This window comes from Exiguobacterium sp. s140, from assembly GCF_018617035.1.
GTDB classification, from domain to species: Bacteria; Bacillota; Bacilli; order Exiguobacteriales; family Exiguobacteriaceae; genus Exiguobacterium; species Exiguobacterium profundum.
Genome location: NZ_JACSJK010000001.1, coordinates 103,589 through 122,358, shown reverse-complemented (window position 1 = coordinate 122,358; position 18,770 = coordinate 103,589). Strand labels below are relative to the sequence as shown.

General features: G+C 50.7%; 20 protein-coding genes and 1 tRNA gene. 2 read left to right on the top strand and 19 right to left on the bottom strand.

Translation table 11 applies throughout. From position 1 onward, the window contains the following. Positions 1–102: 102 nt before the first annotated feature. The 14 genes from secG to KNO61_RS00630 all read right to left on the bottom strand — a co-directional run bounded on the left by secG (position 103) and on the right by KNO61_RS00630 (position 14,634). Positions 103–327 carry a preprotein translocase subunit SecG gene (gene secG, locus KNO61_RS00695; protein ID WP_012726902.1) on the bottom strand — a complete coding sequence of 75 codons (225 nt, stop codon included), beginning with the start codon at positions 325–327 and terminating at the stop codon, positions 103–105. A 73-nt stretch (positions 328–400) separates the two neighbouring features. Continuing rightward, on the bottom strand, positions 401–1,288 hold the full coding sequence (locus KNO61_RS00690) for a YitT family protein (RefSeq protein WP_012726903.1): 888 nt from the start codon (positions 1,286–1,288) through the stop codon (positions 401–403). Positions 1,289–1,335: 47 nt separating this feature from the next. After that, positions 1,336–2,676 (bottom strand): glycosyltransferase, encoded by a 1,341-nt coding sequence (locus KNO61_RS00685; protein ID WP_047795089.1) that lies wholly within the window; start codon positions 2,674–2,676, stop codon positions 1,336–1,338. After that, positions 2,673–3,881: a glycosyltransferase family 4 protein gene (locus KNO61_RS00680; RefSeq protein WP_251030786.1), complete on the bottom strand. Its 1,209-nt coding sequence runs from the start codon at positions 3,879–3,881 to the stop codon at positions 2,673–2,675. Before KNO61_RS00680 ends, KNO61_RS00685 begins: the two co-directional genes overlap by 4 nt. A 21-nt stretch (positions 3,882–3,902) precedes the next feature. Further along, positions 3,903–4,784: a UTP--glucose-1-phosphate uridylyltransferase GalU gene (gene galU, locus KNO61_RS00675; protein WP_214872486.1), complete on the bottom strand. Its 882-nt coding sequence runs from the start codon at positions 4,782–4,784 to the stop codon at positions 3,903–3,905. A 232-nt stretch (positions 4,785–5,016) separates the two neighbouring features. After that, the gene (locus KNO61_RS00670) at positions 5,017–5,814 is read right to left on the bottom strand and encodes a phosphotransferase (RefSeq protein WP_214872485.1); all 798 of its coding nucleotides are present in this window, start codon (positions 5,812–5,814) and stop codon (positions 5,017–5,019) included. Between the two features lie 285 nt (positions 5,815–6,099). Beyond that, a complete protein-coding gene (eno, locus tag KNO61_RS00665) occupies positions 6,100–7,392 on the bottom strand; it encodes a phosphopyruvate hydratase (protein ID WP_012726908.1) in 1,293 nt (430 codons plus the stop codon). Positions 7,393–7,428: 36 nt separating this feature from the next. Continuing rightward, positions 7,429–8,967 carry a 2,3-bisphosphoglycerate-independent phosphoglycerate mutase gene (gene gpmI / locus KNO61_RS00660; protein ID WP_012726909.1) on the bottom strand — a complete coding sequence of 513 codons (1,539 nt, stop codon included), beginning with the start codon at positions 8,965–8,967 and terminating at the stop codon, positions 7,429–7,431. Beyond that, the gene (tpiA, locus tag KNO61_RS00655; protein ID WP_078147302.1) at positions 8,968–9,720 is read right to left on the bottom strand and encodes a triose-phosphate isomerase; all 753 of its coding nucleotides are present in this window, start codon (positions 9,718–9,720) and stop codon (positions 8,968–8,970) included. It lies immediately after the preceding gene. A gap of 18 nt (positions 9,721–9,738) precedes the next feature. Further along, a complete protein-coding gene (locus KNO61_RS00650) occupies positions 9,739–10,923 on the bottom strand; it encodes a phosphoglycerate kinase (RefSeq protein WP_074036297.1) in 1,185 nt (394 codons plus the stop codon). Positions 10,924–11,020: 97 nt separating this feature from the next. Beyond that, entirely contained in the window at positions 11,021–12,028 is a 1,008-nt protein-coding gene (gap, locus tag KNO61_RS00645; RefSeq protein WP_012726912.1) for a type I glyceraldehyde-3-phosphate dehydrogenase, read from the bottom strand. Positions 12,029–12,087: 59 nt separating this feature from the next. Continuing rightward, on the bottom strand, positions 12,088–13,116 hold the full coding sequence (locus KNO61_RS00640; protein WP_012726913.1) for a sugar-binding transcriptional regulator: 1,029 nt from the start codon (positions 13,114–13,116) through the stop codon (positions 12,088–12,090). Between the two features lie 109 nt (positions 13,117–13,225). Next, positions 13,226–13,483, bottom strand: a complete 258-nt coding sequence (locus KNO61_RS00635) for a glutaredoxin family protein (protein ID WP_251025518.1) — start codon at positions 13,481–13,483, stop codon at positions 13,226–13,228. 5 nt (positions 13,484–13,488) lie between these two features. Then, entirely contained in the window at positions 13,489–14,634 is a 1,146-nt protein-coding gene (locus tag KNO61_RS00630) for an RNA polymerase factor sigma-54 (protein WP_214872484.1), read from the bottom strand. 120 nt (positions 14,635–14,754) lie between these two features. Between KNO61_RS00630 and KNO61_RS00625 the strand changes: the two genes are divergently transcribed. Then, positions 14,755–14,827, top strand: a tRNA-Arg gene (locus tag KNO61_RS00625). Between the two features lie 151 nt (positions 14,828–14,978). Beyond that, positions 14,979–15,554 (top strand): ATP-dependent Clp endopeptidase proteolytic subunit ClpP, encoded by a 576-nt coding sequence (clpP, locus tag KNO61_RS00620; RefSeq protein WP_012726916.1) that lies wholly within the window; start codon positions 14,979–14,981, stop codon positions 15,552–15,554. A gap of 42 nt (positions 15,555–15,596) precedes the next feature. Here the strand turns inward: clpP and KNO61_RS00615 are convergent, their stop codons facing one another. From KNO61_RS00615 to whiA, 5 genes are all read right to left on the bottom strand, one after another. Continuing rightward, positions 15,597–16,292, bottom strand: a complete 696-nt coding sequence (locus KNO61_RS00615; RefSeq protein WP_168169853.1) for a MerR family transcriptional regulator — start codon at positions 16,290–16,292, stop codon at positions 15,597–15,599. A 56-nt stretch (positions 16,293–16,348) separates the two neighbouring features. Then, positions 16,349–16,792, bottom strand: coding sequence for a hypothetical protein (locus tag KNO61_RS00610; RefSeq protein WP_240499841.1), 444 nt, complete (start codon positions 16,790–16,792; stop codon positions 16,349–16,351). A gap of 89 nt (positions 16,793–16,881) precedes the next feature. Continuing rightward, on the bottom strand, positions 16,882–17,397 hold the full coding sequence (locus KNO61_RS00605) for a DUF2179 domain-containing protein (protein WP_012726919.1): 516 nt from the start codon (positions 17,395–17,397) through the stop codon (positions 16,882–16,884). A gap of 93 nt (positions 17,398–17,490) precedes the next feature. Continuing rightward, complete coding sequence (locus KNO61_RS00600; protein WP_012726920.1) at positions 17,491–17,727, bottom strand: hypothetical protein; 237 nt, start codon at positions 17,725–17,727, stop codon at positions 17,491–17,493. 86 nt (positions 17,728–17,813) lie between these two features. Next, positions 17,814–18,767, bottom strand: coding sequence for a DNA-binding protein WhiA (whiA, locus tag KNO61_RS00595; RefSeq protein WP_012726921.1), 954 nt, complete (start codon positions 18,765–18,767; stop codon positions 17,814–17,816). Positions 18,768–18,770 lie beyond the last annotated feature (3 nt).

Genomic DNA, 18,770 nt, shown 5'->3' with positions numbered 1-18,770 from the left:
TTTATCTGTCATCTCCTCGTATCTACATTATTCCCAAAAAATAAATCGAAAAAACAAAAGCTGACCGCCTCACGTGAAAATCGAGAACGATCAGCCTTATCATCATAATGATGCGACTAGTAATCCTAAAATGAAAAACAAAGTGCCTAGTACAGCTGCAGTTCGGTTCAAAACAGCATCGAAGCCGCGTGCTTTCTGGCGTCCGAACAACTGCTCCGCGCCACCTGCAATCGCTCCAAGACCTTGCGACCGACCTGACATGAGCAGTACGACGACAATCAATAAGACAGCCACGACAAGTAGGCTGATTGTAGCGATCGTTTGCATAGTAGTCAGTTCCTCCTTCTATTTACACGCCTTTTATTATATAGAAGTTATCAATAAAACACCAGCATTCAAATTATCGGGACGGGTAGCTGAATCCTTCCCCAATGACTTCCTTCACCTGGTGGATGACGACGAAGGCACGGTCGTCCGTCACTTGGACGATTTTTTTGAGTGGTGCGATCTGACGTTTGTCGACGATCATATACAACATGTTCTTATCCTGCTTCGTATAGTAACCGTGTCCATGGATAATCGTCGCCGAGCGTCCGAGCGTCTCCGTTAAGACGACGGCGAGCTCTTCTTGCTTATCGCTGATGATCGTGACGGCTTTACGGATGTTGAGACCTTCCGCGACGAGGTCGATGACCCATGAACCGATGATGATCGCGATGAGCGTATAGAGAACGACTTGTTCCCCTAAGAAGAAGCCAGATGTCGCGACGACGATCGCATCGATGATGAACATCGAGACGGCGACACTCAAGTGGAGATAGCGCTCCATGAGTCGGGCGATGATGACACCCCCGCCGGTCGTCCCGCCGACACGGAGCACCATGCCGATCCCGACCCCGATCATGATTCCGGCATAGACGGCCGCAAGCAGTTTGTCCTCGGCAGGGCTGCCCCAGTCATGTGTCAGACTGAGGAAGAATGACGTCGCGATGACGGCGATGACCGAATAGACCATTGTCCGACGGTCGAGCAGCTTATAGCCGACGATAAAGAGAATCCCGTTCCCGATGATCGACGTGAGCCCGAGGTCCCAGCCGAAGACGTAGTACAGGATGATCGTGACCCCGAGCAGGCCACCTTCCGAGAAGTCGTTCGGTACGGTAAAGTAGTTGACCCCGAACGAGAGAATGAAAGAGCCTGCGATAATCCAGGCGATGTCCTTCACCGAGATGGTTTGTAGCTTGCGCCATACTTGTTGGCGCAACAGATGTTGTTGTTGACGTTTCATAAATGTCCTCCCTCCATAGAAAAAAGACCGCGGCAAAAGCCGCAGTCTTAAGATTGTACTGGCTTTGGCGCACCGTCTTTCATAATCGGCAACTTGCGCTCCGCGGCGTTCGCGTAGACGTTTAAGAGTGCCTCTTTTTCCAAATCCCAGTTATATTTCTCACGCGCGGTCTTCGTGTTCTCTTTGACACGCGCATAGAGTGCTTGGTCTTCAATCATCCGGTTGACGCCGTCCGCAATCGATTGTGGATCATGCGAATCGACGAGCACCCCGACATCGTTCCCCGCAACGACCCGTTCGATTTCAGGGAAGTCACATGAGACGACCGGTACTTCAGCCATCAAATACTCGAACAATTTATTCGACGAGGCCGAGTAGTGGTTGAAGCAGACGTTGTTCAATACTTGGAAGCCTAAATAGGCGTTCATCGTATAGTAAGGTAACGCTTCGACCGGTACTTTGTCAATCATCTTGACGCGGTCGCCGACCCCTTCCGTCTCGATCAACTGTTGAATCGTCGGTTTAAGCTTCCCGTCCCCGATCATGACGAGCGTGCCTTCTTTGAAGTCTTTCGCCGCGAGCACGAGCTGTTCGAGACCGCGTCCGGCTTGAATGCCCCCTTGATACAAGAGGATCTTCTCGTCTTTCGGTAAGTCGAGAAGCGCATGCAAGTCCTTACGGAGCGAGAAGTCGAGCGGACGGTAGAACGGATAGTTGTGGAGCACGTACGGATAGAACCCGTACAACTCTTCGTTGTGCGCTGCACGCGTATGGTTCTCGACCATCATCGTATCGACGAACGGCAAGAGCCATCCTTCAAGGTTACTCTGGATGTAGCCGTAACCCGTACGGTCCGTCTGTACCTCGTGCGAGTCGTAGACGATTCGACCTTTGTTGAACACTTTTCCAGCGAGGAGTGCCTGCGGGAGCGTGTTCAAATCGTTCGCATGGTAAAAGTCATACGATTTTTTCGTCGAAGCGAACACCATCTCGAGCATCGCACTCGCGTTGACGATTTGCTTACGCACTTGCGGCAACAAGACCGTCCCGATGGCCGCTCCGAGCGCGAGCATCGTGAACGGCGCAAGTAAGAACAACCCGGCACCGACGAGTCCCGCACCGATTTGGCGGGTCCGTTTCTCGCTCACCCATTGATACGTCTTCTTCGCGAACTTGAGCGCGTTGACGAGAATCGAAGGTTGACGCTTCACGCGGATGACGCGGAAGCCTTCCGGACGCATCTCTTCTTTTGGAAGCTCTTTATTTTTCGGATCTTGAAGCGCGATCAAATCGACTTCATAGCCTGCCTCGGCGAGTGCCGAGCACTCACGAAGGACGCGCGCATCATTCGTAAAATGGTTCCATACAAACATACATACTGACTTCATCGTGTTTCCTCCATCACTAACTGTTGTACGACTTGATCTAACACGTCGATATTCTCTTCCCAACATAAATTCTCTTTGACGTAACGAATCCCGTTCGCCCCGAGTGCCTCCCGTAAATCCGGTCGGTCGAGGAGCTTCCGCAGGATCCGCTCAATCTCATCGATGTCACGTTTCCGTGACACGTAACCGACTTCCGCCGCTTCAATGACATTCGCCGCATGGCCTGACACTGCTGCGACAATCGGTTTGCCGACTGCCATATAGTCGATGAGTTTCCCAGGGATGACCGTATCGAACACTTCTTGCTCGATCAGACTGACGAATGCGACGTCAGCATTTTTAATCGCCTGAAACGCCTCTGTCCGTGGCATCGCCTCGAGGAACAAGAAGTTTTGGAAGCCACGGTCTTTGATCGTCTGTTTCAACTCTTCTTTCCGATAGCCGTAGCCGATCAATTTGAAGTGGACCCGTGGCTCGTCCCGGAATCGCTCGGCGAGTTCGAGTAACAACGACACATCTTGGGCAAGACCCATGTTCCCGGCGTATAAGATTTCCATCCGGTCGTCCGGTGGGATCGTCCGCTCGAGCGTTCGCTCCGCTTCCCGGATCGAGTTCGGCATGTAGTGAATCTTCTCGTTCGGCACACCGCGCTGACGAAGATAGCTGCGGAACCCTTCCGAGTTGATGATGACTTCATCGGCGACACGATACAGTCGTTTCTCCATCCAAAAAGCCGGCGTGAGCACCCAATCGTACTTGAAGACGCCGACCCCTTTCACCGATTCTGGCCAAAGATCACGGACGTCCAAGATGAACGGGACGCGATACTTTCGTTTCGCGTAAGCACCGACAAACGCCATAAAAAAAGAAGGGGTCGTCGCAAAGACGACGTCTGGCTTCAATTCGAGCTTGCGGACTTCCCGGATTCCTTTGACCATCTGTTCGAGGAACAGGAAGAGACGACTGACCATGTTGGACGTATGCTTCCGTTTCTTCGTGATGAGTCGCTTGATGAACGGTTGGTCGTTCAACTCTTGGTCGTTCCAGAAGCGGTCGTCCTGGTACATATCAAAGCTCGGGTACGAAGGAGCGGCCGTGATGACCTCGACTTCATACCCGCGCTGCTTCATCAAATGCGTAATGTTTTGCATCCGGTTGCCGGCACTGCCAATCTCCGGATAATAGTTTTGACACACCATAAGCATTGTTTTCAAAAATAACACACCTTACTGTTGATCAAGTTCGTCCACGAGCCGTTTCAATAGGGCATGGACGTCATCTTTTAAATCAGGATCGCTGAGCGCGTGGCAAATCGTCGTCTCGACGAACCCGATTGGCTCTCCGACGTCGTAACGTCGACCGTCAAATTCGTAGGCGAAGACCGTCTGCCCCTCATTCAAGCGTGCGATCGCATCCGTCAATTGAATCTCGCCCCCGGCTCCCGCCTCTTGTCCCGCCAACGCCTCAAAGACGTCCGGTTTCAAGATATAGCGACCGAGGATGGCGAAGTTCGACGGGGCCTCATCGATGGGCGGTTTCTCCACGAACGTCCGCACCGGGATGAGCTTCCCTTCGACGGCAAGCGGGTCAATTATACCATATCGGTTCGTCATTTCATACGGGACACGCTGCACCCCGATGATCGAACGATCGTGGGCCTCATATTGGTCGATCAACTGCTTCGTCGCCGGCACATCGGATTCGATGATATCGTCCCCGAGCAAGACGGCGAACGGCTCGTCCCCGATAAATTTCCGGGCGCACCAAATCGCATGACCAAGACCTTTCGGCTCCTGTTGGCGTATGTAGTGAATGTTCGCCAAGTTCGAGGAGTGTCGGACCGCTTCGAGCAAGCGCGTCTTTCCTTTCGATTCAAGGTTCTGCTCCAATTCGAGCGCACGGTCGAAATGGTCTTCAATCGCCCGCTTGTTCTTCCCCGTGACGATGATGATGTCCTCGATGCCTGAAGCGACGGCTTCCTCGACGATGAACTGGATCGTCGGCTTGTTGACGATCGGCAACATTTCTTTTGGCATGGCTTTCGTGGCGGGAAGGAAGCGGGTGCCGAGACCGGCGGCTGGGATGATGGCTTTACGTACTCGCGTCATAAGCATGGGCTCCTTTACTCGTTATGTAGAGAGTATACCCAAATTTTGTGCAAACAGACACAAAAGAGAGGTCATGACAATGTTGTCATGACCAATCGTCATTCCGGTGCGATTTGAGATAGTACCATATGCCGAATCCAATGAGCAATACCAAGAAAAGAAATCCGAGCATCATCACGAAAATCGCCTCCCCATTCATGCTTCATTTTCTATATTCCCGCTTCAGATTGTTTCAGAACCACTTCTGTCCATGCGTTCGAATAAACCGAAGTTCCTCTTGGTAATGATCGTAATGTCCTTCGTCAATCATCTTTTGGAAGGCGACGTCTCCTTCCGCAGCTTTTCGTTTCATCAACAGACAGAGCGCTTCGATGCGTCGTTGCAACATGTCGAACAAGTCGACCTCCGCTTGATCCCAACCGTAGGCTTCGAGAAACAAAGATACACGCTTGTTATAGATTGCATCATCTCGATCGGCATCATAATAGATGACTTCTCCCGTTTCGGCTTGATGACGACGACTGAGCGGAACGAACGTATAAAGCGCGTAGACGATATCCCAAGCCCGCGGTCCCGGTGCAGCCAAGTCAAAATCGATGACTCCCGCTACCTTTCTTTCATGGAAAATTGTATTGTAGACAGCGAAGTCGTTATGACAGATGACCTCGAACGGTTGTGGTGTATTGTCGAGTGGAGGCCACTCCGATCCCCACTCGAAATCCGCTGTCGCGTCATGTAGCTGACGCATCAGCCGAACCGCGTCTTGAATTGCCTCATCGGACCACATGTAAGACTTCAAAGGATAGTCTGCGGTTTCTCCTTCCAAGTAAGTTAACACTTCTCTTCCTCGATCATCGATTCCAATAAAATGCGGCACTCCGGAAAGTTGCTTTGCCTCCAAGTGACGTAACCATCGATGAATACGCTCGCTGCCTTCCTTTTGAGTGCGATAGACGTAATTCCCCTTTTTATAGACAGTTGACACGTTCCCACCGCTCAACCTTTTTTCTTGTTCATTCGATTGATCCATCCAATCTCCCCCTACCCTTTATCAGTCACGTTCAGTATACAGCACGAGGAGGTTCGACACCGAGCGTTCACGCCCGTCGAAGCGGCACCGTGACTCTTGCAGGAAAGCAATCTCGCGGAGACCCCGCAAGCGCATAAGCGCGAGGAGGCTCCGTGGATTGCCTGCAGAAAGCATCGGTGCCGCAAGACGGGTTGACGACCGATCAGTTTTCCCACCGTCGATTAAACGGTTATTCCACACAAAAAAACAGGCCCGCCGATTGGCGAGCCTGAAACAATCAATCAATTATTTTTTAAGGTTGTAGAACGACTTGATACCGTCGTATTTCGCTACATCGCCGAGCATGTCTTCGATGCGGAGAAGTTGGTTGTATTTCGCGATACGGTCTGTACGTGAAAGTGAACCAGTTTTGATTTGTCCAGCGTTTGTCGCAACAGCGATGTCTGCGATTGTCGCGTCTTCTGTTTCACCAGAACGGTGTGAGACGACTGCTGTGTAACCAGCTTTTTTAGCCATTTCGATCGCGTCGAATGTTTCTGTGAGCGTACCGATTTGGTTAACTTTGATGAGGATCGAGTTTGCGATTCCTTTTTCGATACCTTCAGCAAGTTTAGATGTGTTCGTTACGAAGAGGTCATCCCCAACGAGTTGAACTTTGTGTCCGATTTTGTCTGTGAGAAGCTTGTGGCCATCCCAGTCGTTTTCGTCACAACCATCTTCGATTGAGAGGATTGGGTACTTGTCAACGAGCTCAGCGTAGAAGTCTACAAGCTCAGCAGTTGTGAGTGACTTGCCTTCGCCAGCGAGTTCGTATTTACCAGTTGATTTGTCGTAGAACTCAGAAGATGCAACGTCCATTGCGAGGTAGACGTCTTCACCTGGTTTGTAACCAGCTTTTTCGATCGCTTCAAGGATAACTGTGATCGCTTCTTCGTTAGACTTCAAGTTTGGTGCGAAACCACCTTCGTCACCGACAGCTGTGTTAAGACCCATACCAGAAAGAACTGATTTGAGGGCGTGGAATACTTCAGCACCCATGCGGAGCGCTTCACGGAATGTTGGCGCGCCGACAGGCATGATCATGAACTCTTGGAAGTCCACGTTGTTGTCCGCGTGCGAACCACCGTTGATGATGTTCATCATTGGTGTTGGAAGTGTCTTCGCATTGAATCCACCAAGGTATGTGTAAAGTGGGAGACCGAGCTCATCTGCTGCTGCGTGAGCTGCTGCCATCGATACACCGAGGATTGCATTTGCACCAAGTTTTGCTTTGTTTGGTGTACCGTCGAGTTCGATCATTTTCGCATCGATTGCGTTTTGGTCGAATACATCGTAGCCGATGAGTTCTGGTGCAATCGTGTCATTCACGTTCGCAACTGCTTTCAAGACACCTTTACCGAGGTAACGTGACTTGTCGCCATCGCGAAGCTCAACTGCTTCGTGCTCACCTGTTGATGCGCCTGATGGGACGAGGGCACGGCCGAAACCGCCGTCTTCTGTGAAGACTTCTACTTCTACTGATGGGTTACCGCGTGAATCTAAAATCTCGCGTGCGTAAATTTCTGTAATCATTGACATGAAAAATCGCTCCTTTTCGTTTGAAAAATAGTTGTATTATTTTGTAACGATTGACGAACCAGTCATTTCAGCTGGTTGCTCTCCACCGAGAAGGTGAAGAAGCGTTGGGGCGAGGTCGCAAAGTGCGCCGTCGAGAACTGGTTTCAGTTCGACTCCCTCTTTTGTGACGATACATGGAACAGGTTCCGTCGTGTGCGCCGTCATCGGTGAGCCATCCGGGTTCGTGACGATGTCCGCGTTCCCGTGGTCCGCTGTGATGATGGCCGCGCCACCTTTAGCAAGTAATGCGTCCACTACTTTACCGAGGCATTCGTCGACCGCTTCGATCGCTTTCTTCGTCGGCTCAAGCTTCCCTGAGTGACCAACCATATCCGGGTTTGCGAAGTTGATGATGTATGCATCATACTCATCTGACTCGATACGCTCGAGCAAACCGTCTGTGAGCTCATATGCGCTCATTTCTGGTTGCAAGTCGTACGTCGCGACTTTCGGTGAAGGGACAAGGAGACGATCCTCACCTTCAAATGGTTGTTCTTTTTGTCCGTTCAAGAAGAACGTGACGTGTGGGTATTTCTCTGTTTCTGCAGCACGGAGTTGTTTGTACCCTTGTGCAGAGAGCGTTTCCCCGAGTGTGTTTTTCAAATCTTCCGGTGGGAAGACGATATCCGTGTCGACCTCATCCGAGAACTTCGTCATCGAGACGAGCAAGATGTTCTCTGGGTGTTTGCTTGAGAGTTCGAAGCCTTTGAAGCCGACTTTCTCTTTGAACACTTTTGCGAGTTGGATCGCCCGGTCCGGACGGAAGTTGAAGAACATGATGGCATCATTGTCCTGGATTGTCGCGACCGGCTTTCCATCTTTTTCGATGACAGTTGGTAACACAAACTCATCCGTCAAATCGTTCTCGTAAGACTTCTTGAGAACTTCGACTGGGTCCGTGCCAACTTCGCCTTTACCGTTTACGAGGACGTCGTATACTTTCTCGACGCGCTCCCAACGGTTGTCGCGGTCCATGGCATAGTAGCGACCAGACACGCTAGCGACTTGACCGACACCGAGTTCAGCAAGCTTTTCTTCTGTTTCTTTGAGGAAACCAGCTCCTGATTTCGGATCACAGTCACGGCCGTCCGTGAACGCGTGAATGTACACTTTTTCGATGCCGTGGAGTTTTGCGAACTCAACGATGGCAAACATGTGATTGATGTGCGAGTGAATCCCGCCATCTGATACGAGACCCATGATATGGAGGCTCGAATCATGTTTCTTCACATGACCTGCCAAATGGTTCATCGCCTGACGGTCGAATAACGAACGGTCTTTGATTGCGTTGTTCACGCGTGAGAGTGACTGATAGACGACTCGGCCGGCACCGATGTTCAAGTGACCGACTTCCGAGTTCCCCATCTGTCCTTCCGGAAGACCGACGTACTCGCCTTTTGCGTTTAAGAGCGTATGTGGATACTGCTCCCAGTAGCGATCGAAGTTCGGTTTGTTCGCAGCCATGACTGCGTTTCCGAACGATTCGTCACGCATCCCGAAACCATCTAAAATGATGAGTGCGACTGGTCTAGCCATTTAAATCGCCTCCAACAATTTGAGGAACGAAGCGGCTTCAAGTGAAGCACCGCCGACGAGTGCGCCGTCGATATCTTCCTGTGCCATATACTCTTTGATGTTCTCTGGTTTTACAGATCCACCGTACTGGATGCGTACTGCAGCCGCTACGTCTTCACCGTAAAGACCTTTCACCACGTCGCGAACATATTTACAAGAGCTTTGTGCGTCTGCTTCGTCCGCTGATTTCCCTGTACCGATTGCCCAAACTGGCTCATACGCGATGACGAGTTGTTTGACTTGGTCAGCAGAAAGGTCAGCTAGACCGCCTTCGACTTGTGTTTTGATGACTTCTTCGAACTTGTCGCCTTCGCGCTCCTCGAGTGTTTCACCGACACAAACGATTGGCGTAAGACCGTGTTCGAACGCTTTTTTCGTTTTGCTGTTGATGAACGCATCCGACTCACCGAAGTACTCGCGACGTTCTGAGTGACCGAGGATGACGTAAGTCACGCCGAGGTCAGCGACCATCACTGGGCTGATTTCGCCAGTGTAAGCACCGCTATCTTTGTCGTACATGTTTTGTGCACCGAGCTTCAAGTTTGACCCTTTAGCTGCTTCTACCATCGGTGCGAGGAAAAGTGCTGGAGCACCAATCGCTGCATCTACTTTGTCAGTAGATGGGATGTTGTTTTTCACTTCCTCAACGAAAGCAACAGCTTCCGAGAGTGTTTTGTTCATTTTCCAGTTACCTGCAATAATCGGTTTACGCATCGATAACCCTCCTCTAAATTACTTGTCGTTCAACGCCTCGACACCTGGAAGTTTCTTGCCTTCCATGAATTCGAGTGACGCGCCGCCACCAGTTGAGATGTGACTCATCTTGTCAGCAAGACCAAACTTGGCTGCCGCAGCTGCTGAGTCGCCACCACCGATGATTGAGTATGCATCGCTGTCCGCAAGCGCTTGAGCGACACCTTTCGTTCCGTTTGCGTATTTATCGAGTTCGAATACGCCCATCGGTCCGTTCCATACGACAAGTTTCGATTCGCGAATCGCGTCCGCGTAAAGTTCGACTGTCTTCGGTCCGATATCGAGACCCATGTGATCCGCTGGGATCGAGTCGATATCGACTGGGCCGACATACGTTTCTTCGCCGAATTCTTTCGTGATGACGCAGTCGACAGGCATCAAGAATTTTACGCCTTTGTCTTCTGCTTTCTTCATGAATTGACGAGCGAGGTCAAGCTTATCCTCTTCAAGGAGTGACGTTCCGACTTCGTGCCCGAGTGCTTTCGAGAACGTGTACGAGAGTCCGCCACCGATGATGAGTGTGTCAACGATGTCAAGAAGGTGGTCGATGACCCCAATCTTATCCGCTACTTTCGACCCGCCGATAATCGCCGTGAACGGACGGTCTGGGTTTGAAAGAGCTTTACCGAGAACTTCAAGTTCTTTTTCCATCAAGAGACCAGCAACGGCTGTGTCCACGTGGTGCGCAATCCCTTCAGTTGAAGCGTGTGCACGGTGAGCCGCGCCGAACGCGTCATTGACGTATACGTCAGCAAGTGCTGCGAATCCTTTTGCAAGTTCAGGGTCGTTTTTCGTTTCACCTGGGTAGAAACGAACGTTCTCTAAAACGACGACATCGCCTTCAGAGAGGTTAGCGACCGCTTCTTCTGCGACCGGACCGTATGCTTCTTCGACGAGCGGTACATCTTTTCCGAGGAGTTCAGCGAGACGCTTCGCTACTGGAGCAAGTGAGAACTCAGGGTTCTTCTCGCCTTTTGGACGGCCGAGGTGGCTCGCAAGGACGAGTTTCGCACCACCGTCAAGCAAGTGCTTGATCGTTGGAAGTGCGGCTTGGATCCGAGTTTCGTCTTGGATGACGCCATCTTTGAGTGGAACGTTGAAGTCAACGCGGCAAAAGACGCGTTTCCCTTTTACATCGATGTCACGAATAGACTGTTTGTTCATAACTTTCGCCTCCATATGTCGTGCGTGTCATTTCATAAATAGAGCGGAGAACAATCTCTTGTTTCCGCTCCTATTTGATTCTATTTAGTTCACGAAATTACTTCGCGATGTTAGCGAAGTGCTTAACTGTGCGAACCAATTGTGCAGTGTAAGACATTTCGTTGTCGTACCAAGAAACTGTTTTAACGAGTTGCTTGTCGCCAACTGTCATGACTTTTGTTTGAGTCGCGTCGAAGAGTGAACCGTATGTGATTCCAACGATGTCAGAAGAAACGATTTCGTCTTCAGTGTAACCAAATGACTCGTTCGCTGCTGCTTTCATTGCTGCGTTTACTTCGTCAACAGATACTTGCTTGTCGAGTACAGTTACGAGCTCAGTGAGTGAACCTGTAGCAACTGGTACACGTTGTGCAGCACCGTCAAGTTTTCCTTGAAGTTCAGGGATTACGAGACCGATTGCTTTCGCAGCACCTGTTGTGTTAGGAACGATGTTCGCTGCAGCTGCACGCGCACGACGGAAGTCACCTTTCGGGTGTGGAGCGTCAAGCGTGTTTTGGTCGCCAGTGTAAGCGTGGATTGTCGTCATGAGACCTTCAACGATTCCGAACTGGTCTTGAAGTACTTTAGCCATTGGCGCCAAGCAGTTTGTTGTACAAGAAGCACCTGAGATAACTGTTTCAGTACCATCGAGGATGTCGTGGTTTGTGTTGTAAACAACAGTCTTCATGTCACCTGTAGCAGGAGCCGAGATCACAACTTTCTTCGCGCCAGCTTTCAAGTGAAGCTCAGCTTTTTCTTTTGAAGTGAAGAATCCAGTACATTCGAGTACGATGTCTACACCGAGGTCTCCCCATGGAAGTTCTTCAGGGTTACGGTTAGCAAGCGTGATCACTTTCTCTCCGTTTACGAGGAAGTGATCGTCGTGTACTTCAACTTCTCCGTCGAAACGACCTTGAGTCGTGTCATACTTGAGAAGGTGCGCAAGCATCTTCGTGTCTGTCAAGTCGTTGATTGCAACAACTTCGATTCCTTCGTTTTTGATGATCTCGCGGAATGCTAAACGACCGATACGTCCAAATCCGTTAATACCAACTTTTACTGCCATGTTAATTTCCTCCTTAGGGTAGAAGCTATTTATTGAAGAGCCAACGGGGGGTCAACTCTTTAATAACAAGTTAATAATTCTTTCGCCGCACCTTCGTCTGTGACGAGGATGATGTTCGACGTGTGTTTCGCATAAGCAGCGATCGCCTGTGCCTTCGATTTTCCTCCGGCAACCGCGATGACGGTATCCATGTCATCCAGCTCTTCGAGTTGGATCCCGACCGTCTTGACGCGATGAACGATCTCACCTTCAGCATTGAAATAATATCCGAATGCCTCGGCGACGGCGTCATGCCGTTCAATCATCCGCAAATGCTCCGGTGATGCGTGACGGCGCTTTGCCATCGTTTCTGCCTCACCAATTCCATGTACCACAATTCGCGCCGCTCTAATCATTTCCAGCACATTTTTGATGCTAGGTTCCTCCACCATCCGGTCGAATGTTTCTTGTGATACTTCATCCGGAATATGTAGAAGATGATAGTCTGCGTGGGCCCGGTCCGCCATGCGTGAACAGACAGTGTTCGCCTGAAGTTCAAGCGTCTCTCCAAGACCTCCACGTGCGGGCACGAAATGCATCGGGCGTTCTTTTTTATCGGGCGACATCATCGCCGCGACCGATGCCATCGTCGTTCCTCCCGTTACCGCAATCACATTATCATCCGGTGCGAGCCGCGCTTTTAGTTGCGTGACCGCCGCCCGTCCGATATCGCGTTGAACCCAGAATGTCTCATCCGAGTCACCCGGTACGATGACGACTTGGCGAACCCCTAATTTCTCTTCGAGCTCTCTTGCCACTTCTGAGATTCCGAGAAGTTCTCCCATGATCTCGTGCAAGTCTCGTAAGACGTTTCGTCCCGTCTCACTGAGGGAAATTCCTTGAGTAGCGACGTAAAGAAGACCTTGGTCTTTCAAAAAGTCGACTTCTCGTCTGAGTACCCGTTCGGTCAGTCCCAAGCTCGTCGCGAGTGTCCTGCGGCCAATCGGCTGCATCAAGCGGACATAATGTAAGATATCGTAACGATGTCGGAGCGTATCGAGCAGGTCAGGGACAATTTGCTTCTGAACGTGAATCAGTTGCTGGATCATGCTCATACCCCCTCGACTTTCAGTGTGGACAACTTTTGTCCCACTTTTTTATTTGCGTCCCACCGCTACGAGTTCATCTTATCAATCACTTTTCCGTCTGGCAACCCCTTCAAACGTTTTTTTTCGATGTAAGCGCATACTTAACAAAATCTTCAACTTTGTTGTCATCATATCGCCCTTGACTGATGACCGCACCTTCATGTATGAGAACGGGGATTTCAAAGAGGTACTTCGCCTCGAGCACCTCATCCCCCGTGATGTCGACCTGTTCGAGTTCGATCGGATAATCTTCCTGTAACCATTCGAGCATGACGACCGCCTCGTCACATAGTGAACAATTGTCGCGTTTATATAATGTTAATTTCATTTTCGTCATCCCTTCCATACCTGTCGCTCGCGCTCGCGTGAATTGCCGAATCCAAGCTCTTCCCGATAGTTCGTCACCGTCCGCCGGGTCACTTGATAACCGTATCGAATCAATTCATTCGCAAGCGCCTGATCACTTTGTGGTGCCGTTTCCCGTTGAATCAATTCGGCAAGGGTTCGTTTAATCATAAACGGCGAATGCCCACGACTTGTCGACCGGACAAAAAAGTGTCGCCACTCCATGATGCCACTCTCTGTCTTAGCGAACTTCCCTTGGATGGCTCGGCCAACCGTCGATTCATGTTTCCCGATGAGTTGCGCGACCGTCCGCCGGGTCAACGGATGGAGAACGAGTTCCCCTTGGAGCCACTCGGTCTGACGTGCTTCAATGATTGACCAAATCTCACGCAGCGTCTCGTTCCGCATCGAGAGGGACGTCATCCACCATTTCGCCTCGCGGTCATTCCCGACACGCGTTTCGTCGAGTTCCGGACTGAGCCACGTCGTGACGAGTCTCCCCTCTTCATAGCGTACTTCGAGTTCCGGAAAAACATGACCCGTTTCTTCATATAATAGAGGACGTTTCGGAAGTGTCGCGACGATTCGTTCAAGACTTGCCAATTCCTCATCTGAAATAGCGAGAGCAGTCGTCATCTGTTGAGGACTCATCCCACTCTCGATCGCTTCGAATACATCGATGACGCGAGGGTCCTCATGTTCGATCGCATGTCGATATTGACACTCCCGTTCCGTTCTCGCCCCGATCCCCGTCGGTTCAAGAAATAAAAGCGCCTGCCTCGCCTGTTCGATTTGAGTGACGTCGACACCGAGTCGCTCCGCCAACACCTCATTCGCATCCGGCAATAACCCCCGATGGTCGAGCAAGAGGACGAGGTGTCGTCGCAACGCTTTCTCAGACTCACTGCCGCTCCCCTCATGAATCTGTGTGAACAACTTCTCTTCAAACGAGCTCGCCGCATCTGCAATCCAATCGACGTCCCCGCTCCCGATGTGAATGTTCGGGTTATGCCGTGCAAGACGCGCCAACCGGAATACGAGCGCGAGACGATCCGCTTCAAGGACCGGTAACCGCTGCACGAGGTCTTGCGTCATCTGTTGTTGCTGAATTTGTTTTTGCTCCTGCCGTTGCATCGTTCTCCCCCCCCTCTTTTCTATTGTAGCGAACCCGCTTCCGTCGCGCTCAAAAAAGCTATGCGAACAGGATTGCTTTTTTAATAAAACAAATGTATAATAAATTCGTGTCACAGATATGCACCCGTAGCTCAGGGGATAGAGCACTGGTTTCCGGTGCCAGGTGTCGGGAGTTCGAATCTCTCCGGGTGTATCAGATGTAGAGGTCAGGCAGATTGCCTGGCCTCTTTTTCGTTTCACGACGAGAAAATCGTGGAATAGGTGAAAAACGATGACTATCGTTTGACCATCATTGACTATACAGGTATGATGAAATTACAACCTACATAAAGGAGGCAGATTCAATGTTAATTCCAACAGTTATCGAACAGACAGGCCGTGGGGAGCGCGCGTACGACATCTACTCACGCTTGCTCAAAGACCGTATCATCCTTCTCGGAAGTGCGATTGACGACAACGTCGCGAACTCCATCGTCGCACAGCTCCTCTTCCTCGCAGCTGAGGACCCAGAAAAGGACATCTCACTCTACATCAACAGCCCAGGTGGTTCGATCACAGCGGGTATGGCGATTTATGACACGATGAACTTCATCAAGCCGAACGTGTCGACGATTTGTATCGGAATGGCCGCATCGATGGGTGCCTTCTTGCTCCAAGCCGGTGAAAAAGGAAAACGCTTCGCATTACCGAACGCAGAAATCATGATTCACCAACCGCTCGGCGGCACACAAGGCCAAGCGTCAGACATCAAGATTCACGCAGAACGCATCATCAAGATGCGCGAGAAGTTGAACCAAATCATGGCAGAAAACACTGGACAGCCTCTTGAAGTCATCGAGCGCGATACAGAGCGTGACTACTTCATGGCAGCTGACCAAGCGAAAGACTACGGTCTCATCGACAAAGTCATGACACGTTAATCACACAAAAGACGTTTCCCGTTTGAGCGGGAAACGTCTTTTTCATTCAATCGGCATCCAAATCTCAATGATGTCGTCCGCTCCCCCTTGCCCGTGAATATAGCGCTCGAAGTCGACCGCGTCTCGTAGCGTCACGTCTGGAACGTTTACTAGCTGCTCATACGTCGACGGAATCATCGGGATGCCTCCCTCCACCGTCGCGACGATATAGTTCCCTTCCGTCAGTTCGACACGACGCGCATCTTCTCCCGACACCGGGTTCGTCATGCCCGCGACATAACCGTTCTCCTGCGGGAGACAGACTCCGTACGACTCGTCCGTCGTCAGTTCCGGTTGAAGCTTGGCCCACATATGCGGAATCTCCTCTAACGTACCACCATATCCATAGACGGAAATGGCTTCATTCAATGTCTCATATCGAATCTTCATGTCGTTCCCTCCTGCTTGCATCAATCGAATCTGCCTCTCGATTCGATGAAGTCGTTCGATTTCTACTTGAACTTCATCCAATCGTGTTTCTAACAATGTATCAACCGGTAGACCCGATTGAATTTGTTCGAGACGAAGTCCGATTTGACGTAATCGTTTGATTTCGCTCAACCGTCGAATCTCTTCCATCCCGTACATTCGATACTGATTCTCGGTCCGCGTCGGGCGGACCAATCCGCGCGCTTCATAAAATTTGATCGCCTTGACCGACAATCCGGTCACATGCGCGACTCTTCCGATTGGTATCACCGTTTCCCCACCTCCTACTTTCACTGTACAGCCATCCCTTAGAGGCAGGTCAACCATTAGTTTTCAGGAACCCGGACACCGAAGACGTATCGGCTATCTCCTTGCGACCACTCTCCGCCGACTTCATAGAGATAGATGCCCGGCTTGTCCGGAACGACGAGTTCAGAAGGAACGAGTTCCCCATCCTCGATTCGATTGAAACTCGACGTCATCGGTTCTGCATGATAGACGACATCGATTCGGTCGCCCGGTTTGACGGTGATCAGTTGAAGGTCGTCCGCTTCTGGTAGTCCGTAATCGGCGCACGTCGCTTGATTGCCGGATTCCCAACAGTACGTCGATTGTTCCACTTCCGCAGACACCGAGCCGACACGAACCGTCGGGAGCGGCGGTTTGACACCGTCCTCTCCATCTCCAAATAAGGTCATGGCGAAATAAACGATACCCGCCCCTACAAGTATAAATAGTAAGATCATCCACACACTCCGATTTCGTTTCACGGTCTCATCCCCTTTCTTCACTAGTTCCCTGTCACGAGATAAAATCCCTACTCCAACAAAAAAAGACCCACGTTCGTGAGTCTTGTGCGTCATTTCGGGCGACGCAGTCCTTTCATCATATAACCGCCTTTGAAGTCGATCGGGTCAAATGCGACGAGGAACGCTTTCGGTTCATGTTTCTCGACGAGTTCACGCAATTCTTTCATCCGGGTGCGGGCCGCCAATACGTCAAGACGGTAACGGACCCCGTCACGTCCTTGACCTTGATAATGCGTGACCCCATATCCGTTGTCACGCATCTGTTGGATGAGCTCCGCCGGATATTCTTTCGTATGGACTTGGATCATGTTGTAACCGATGGCGAGTTTCCGTTCGACGAAACCGCCAAGTAAGATCCCGAGCCCGAAACCGACCGCATACACGATCATCCCGACCGTCGTCAGATCCTGGAACACGATGCCGAGCGCGAAGATATAGATGAGCGTCTCTAGCGTTCCGAATAGACCGGCGATGACGGTCTTCCCTTTCACGAGCATGATCGTCCGGAGCGTCAACACCGGAACGTAGATTAGTTGTAGCAGTAGGATGAGTAAGATTTGACCCATTTGATCGACCTCCGTTCCAATTCATTATCACCACTATTCCAAATTTCTTAGAGAGATGCAACTAAAAAAGGCTGACCGCAGTCAACCTTTTACTTAGTTATCTAGATTCTTTACGCTCGTGAGCAACTCGTAGTCTTTACGAATGACTTCGTAGATTGCGTTCTTGTCCCCGTTCAACAACTCTTCTGCACGAAGCTGGTTCAAGAAGAGGCTTGTGGCAAACGTGACGAGTGCACTTTTCGGAATCCCGATTTCTTTGGCACGCTCTGTGATGACCTGGTCGAGCTTAGCGTCGATCGTGAGCGATAATCTTTTCTTTTCATTCGACATAATGATGAAGCTCCTTTAATTCGCTATTCATAAAACCTATACACAATTGCTTATTATATAGGAAGAATGGTTTTGGTGCAACCGCATCACGAGGATGCGATTTCGTCCCCGCTACGTACGCGCTCGGCAATCTGGTCAATTTTACGAAGTCTATGGTTGATTCCTGACTTCGAAATCGGACCGGACTCGAGCATTTCCCCGAGTTCCTGTAACGAAACGTCCTGGTGTGTGACACGCAGTTCAGCAATCTCCCGCAATTTTTTCGGTAAGACGTCGAGCCCGACCGTCCGCTCCAAGAACTTGATGTTCTCGACTTGACGCAATGCTGCACCGACCGTCTTGTTCAAGTTGGCCGTCTCACAGTTGACGAGACGGTTGACGGAGTTCCGCATATCTTTGATGATTCGTGCGTCTTCAAACTCCAACATGCCTCGGGTCGCCCCGATCAGCTTGAGGAAATCTGAAATTTTCTCGCTCTCTTTCATGTACAGGATATGCCCTTTTTTCCGTTCGAGCGTCTTCGCGTTCAACTCGAACCGATTCGCTAAATCACGTAGCGCCTGGTTATGGTTTTCGTACAAGCTATAGATTTCGAGGTGGTACGACGACGTTTTCGGATGGTTGATTGACCCGCCGGCGAGGAACGCACCACGTAAGTAAGCGCGTGCTAAGTTCTCGTCCCCCGTCATATCCGAGTTCAGTGTCCGAATCATCTCGTAATTCTCTCCGAGGATCTCAAGGTCCCGAAGCATCGTCTCCGCATGCTGTGACACCCGGACGATGTAGACGTTGTTCTTTTTCAAACGCATTTTCTTCCGTACGAACAAGTCTAACGGATGGTCGTAAAGGCGTTTCATCAACGAGTAAATCCGCCGGGCGATCGAGGCGTTCTCCGTCGAGACATCTAAGGTCATGCCTCGTCCTAGGGCGAGCGAGATGACCCCGTTCATCCGAACGAGTGCCGACAGTTCCGCCTTCGCTTCCGCGTCAGTCACTTCAAGTTGTGTCAATTCCTTCTTCACATCTGATGCAAAGCTCATCGA

Coding starts and splice junctions, on each gene's coding strand:
- tpiA (WP_078147302.1), bottom strand. CDS start 9,720: ATGCGTAAACCGATTATTGCAGGTAACTGGAAAATGAACAAAACACTC.
- KNO61_RS00640 (WP_012726913.1), bottom strand. CDS start 13,116: ATGATCCAGCAACTGATTCACGTTCAGAAGCAAATTGTCCCTGACCTG.
- KNO61_RS00650 (WP_074036297.1), bottom strand. CDS start 10,923: ATGAACAAACAGTCTATTCGTGACATCGATGTAAAAGGGAAACGCGTC.
- galU (WP_214872486.1), bottom strand. CDS start 4,784: ATGACGCGAGTACGTAAAGCCATCATCCCAGCCGCCGGTCTCGGCACC.
- KNO61_RS00670 (WP_214872485.1), bottom strand. CDS start 5,814: ATGGATCAATCGAATGAACAAGAAAAAAGGTTGAGCGGTGGGAACGTG.
- KNO61_RS00605 (WP_012726919.1), bottom strand. CDS start 17,397: ATGGGTCAAATCTTACTCATCCTACTGCTACAACTAATCTACGTTCCG.
- clpP (WP_012726916.1), top strand. CDS start 14,979: ATGTTAATTCCAACAGTTATCGAACAGACAGGCCGTGGGGAGCGCGCG.
- eno (WP_012726908.1), bottom strand. CDS start 7,392: ATGTCAATGATTACAGAAATTTACGCACGCGAGATTTTAGATTCACGC.
- KNO61_RS00680 (WP_251030786.1), bottom strand. CDS start 3,881: ATGCTTATGGTGTGTCAAAACTATTATCCGGAGATTGGCAGTGCCGGC.
- KNO61_RS00690 (WP_012726903.1), bottom strand. CDS start 1,288: ATGAAACGTCAACAACAACATCTGTTGCGCCAACAAGTATGGCGCAAG.
- whiA (WP_012726921.1), bottom strand. CDS start 18,767: ATGAGCTTTGCATCAGATGTGAAGAAGGAATTGACACAACTTGAAGTG.
- KNO61_RS00630 (WP_214872484.1), bottom strand. CDS start 14,634: ATGCAACGGCAGGAGCAAAAACAAATTCAGCAACAACAGATGACGCAA.
- gap (WP_012726912.1), bottom strand. CDS start 12,028: ATGGCAGTAAAAGTTGGTATTAACGGATTTGGACGTATCGGTCGTTTA.
- KNO61_RS00600 (WP_012726920.1), bottom strand. CDS start 17,727: ATGTCGAATGAAAAGAAAAGATTATCGCTCACGATCGACGCTAAGCTC.
- KNO61_RS00685 (WP_047795089.1), bottom strand. CDS start 2,676: ATGAAGTCAGTATGTATGTTTGTATGGAACCATTTTACGAATGATGCG.
- KNO61_RS00635 (WP_251025518.1), bottom strand. CDS start 13,483: ATGAAATTAACATTATATAAACGCGACAATTGTTCACTATGTGACGAG.
- secG (WP_012726902.1), bottom strand. CDS start 327: ATGCAAACGATCGCTACAATCAGCCTACTTGTCGTGGCTGTCTTATTG.
- gpmI (WP_012726909.1), bottom strand. CDS start 8,967: ATGGCTAGACCAGTCGCACTCATCATTTTAGATGGTTTCGGGATGCGT.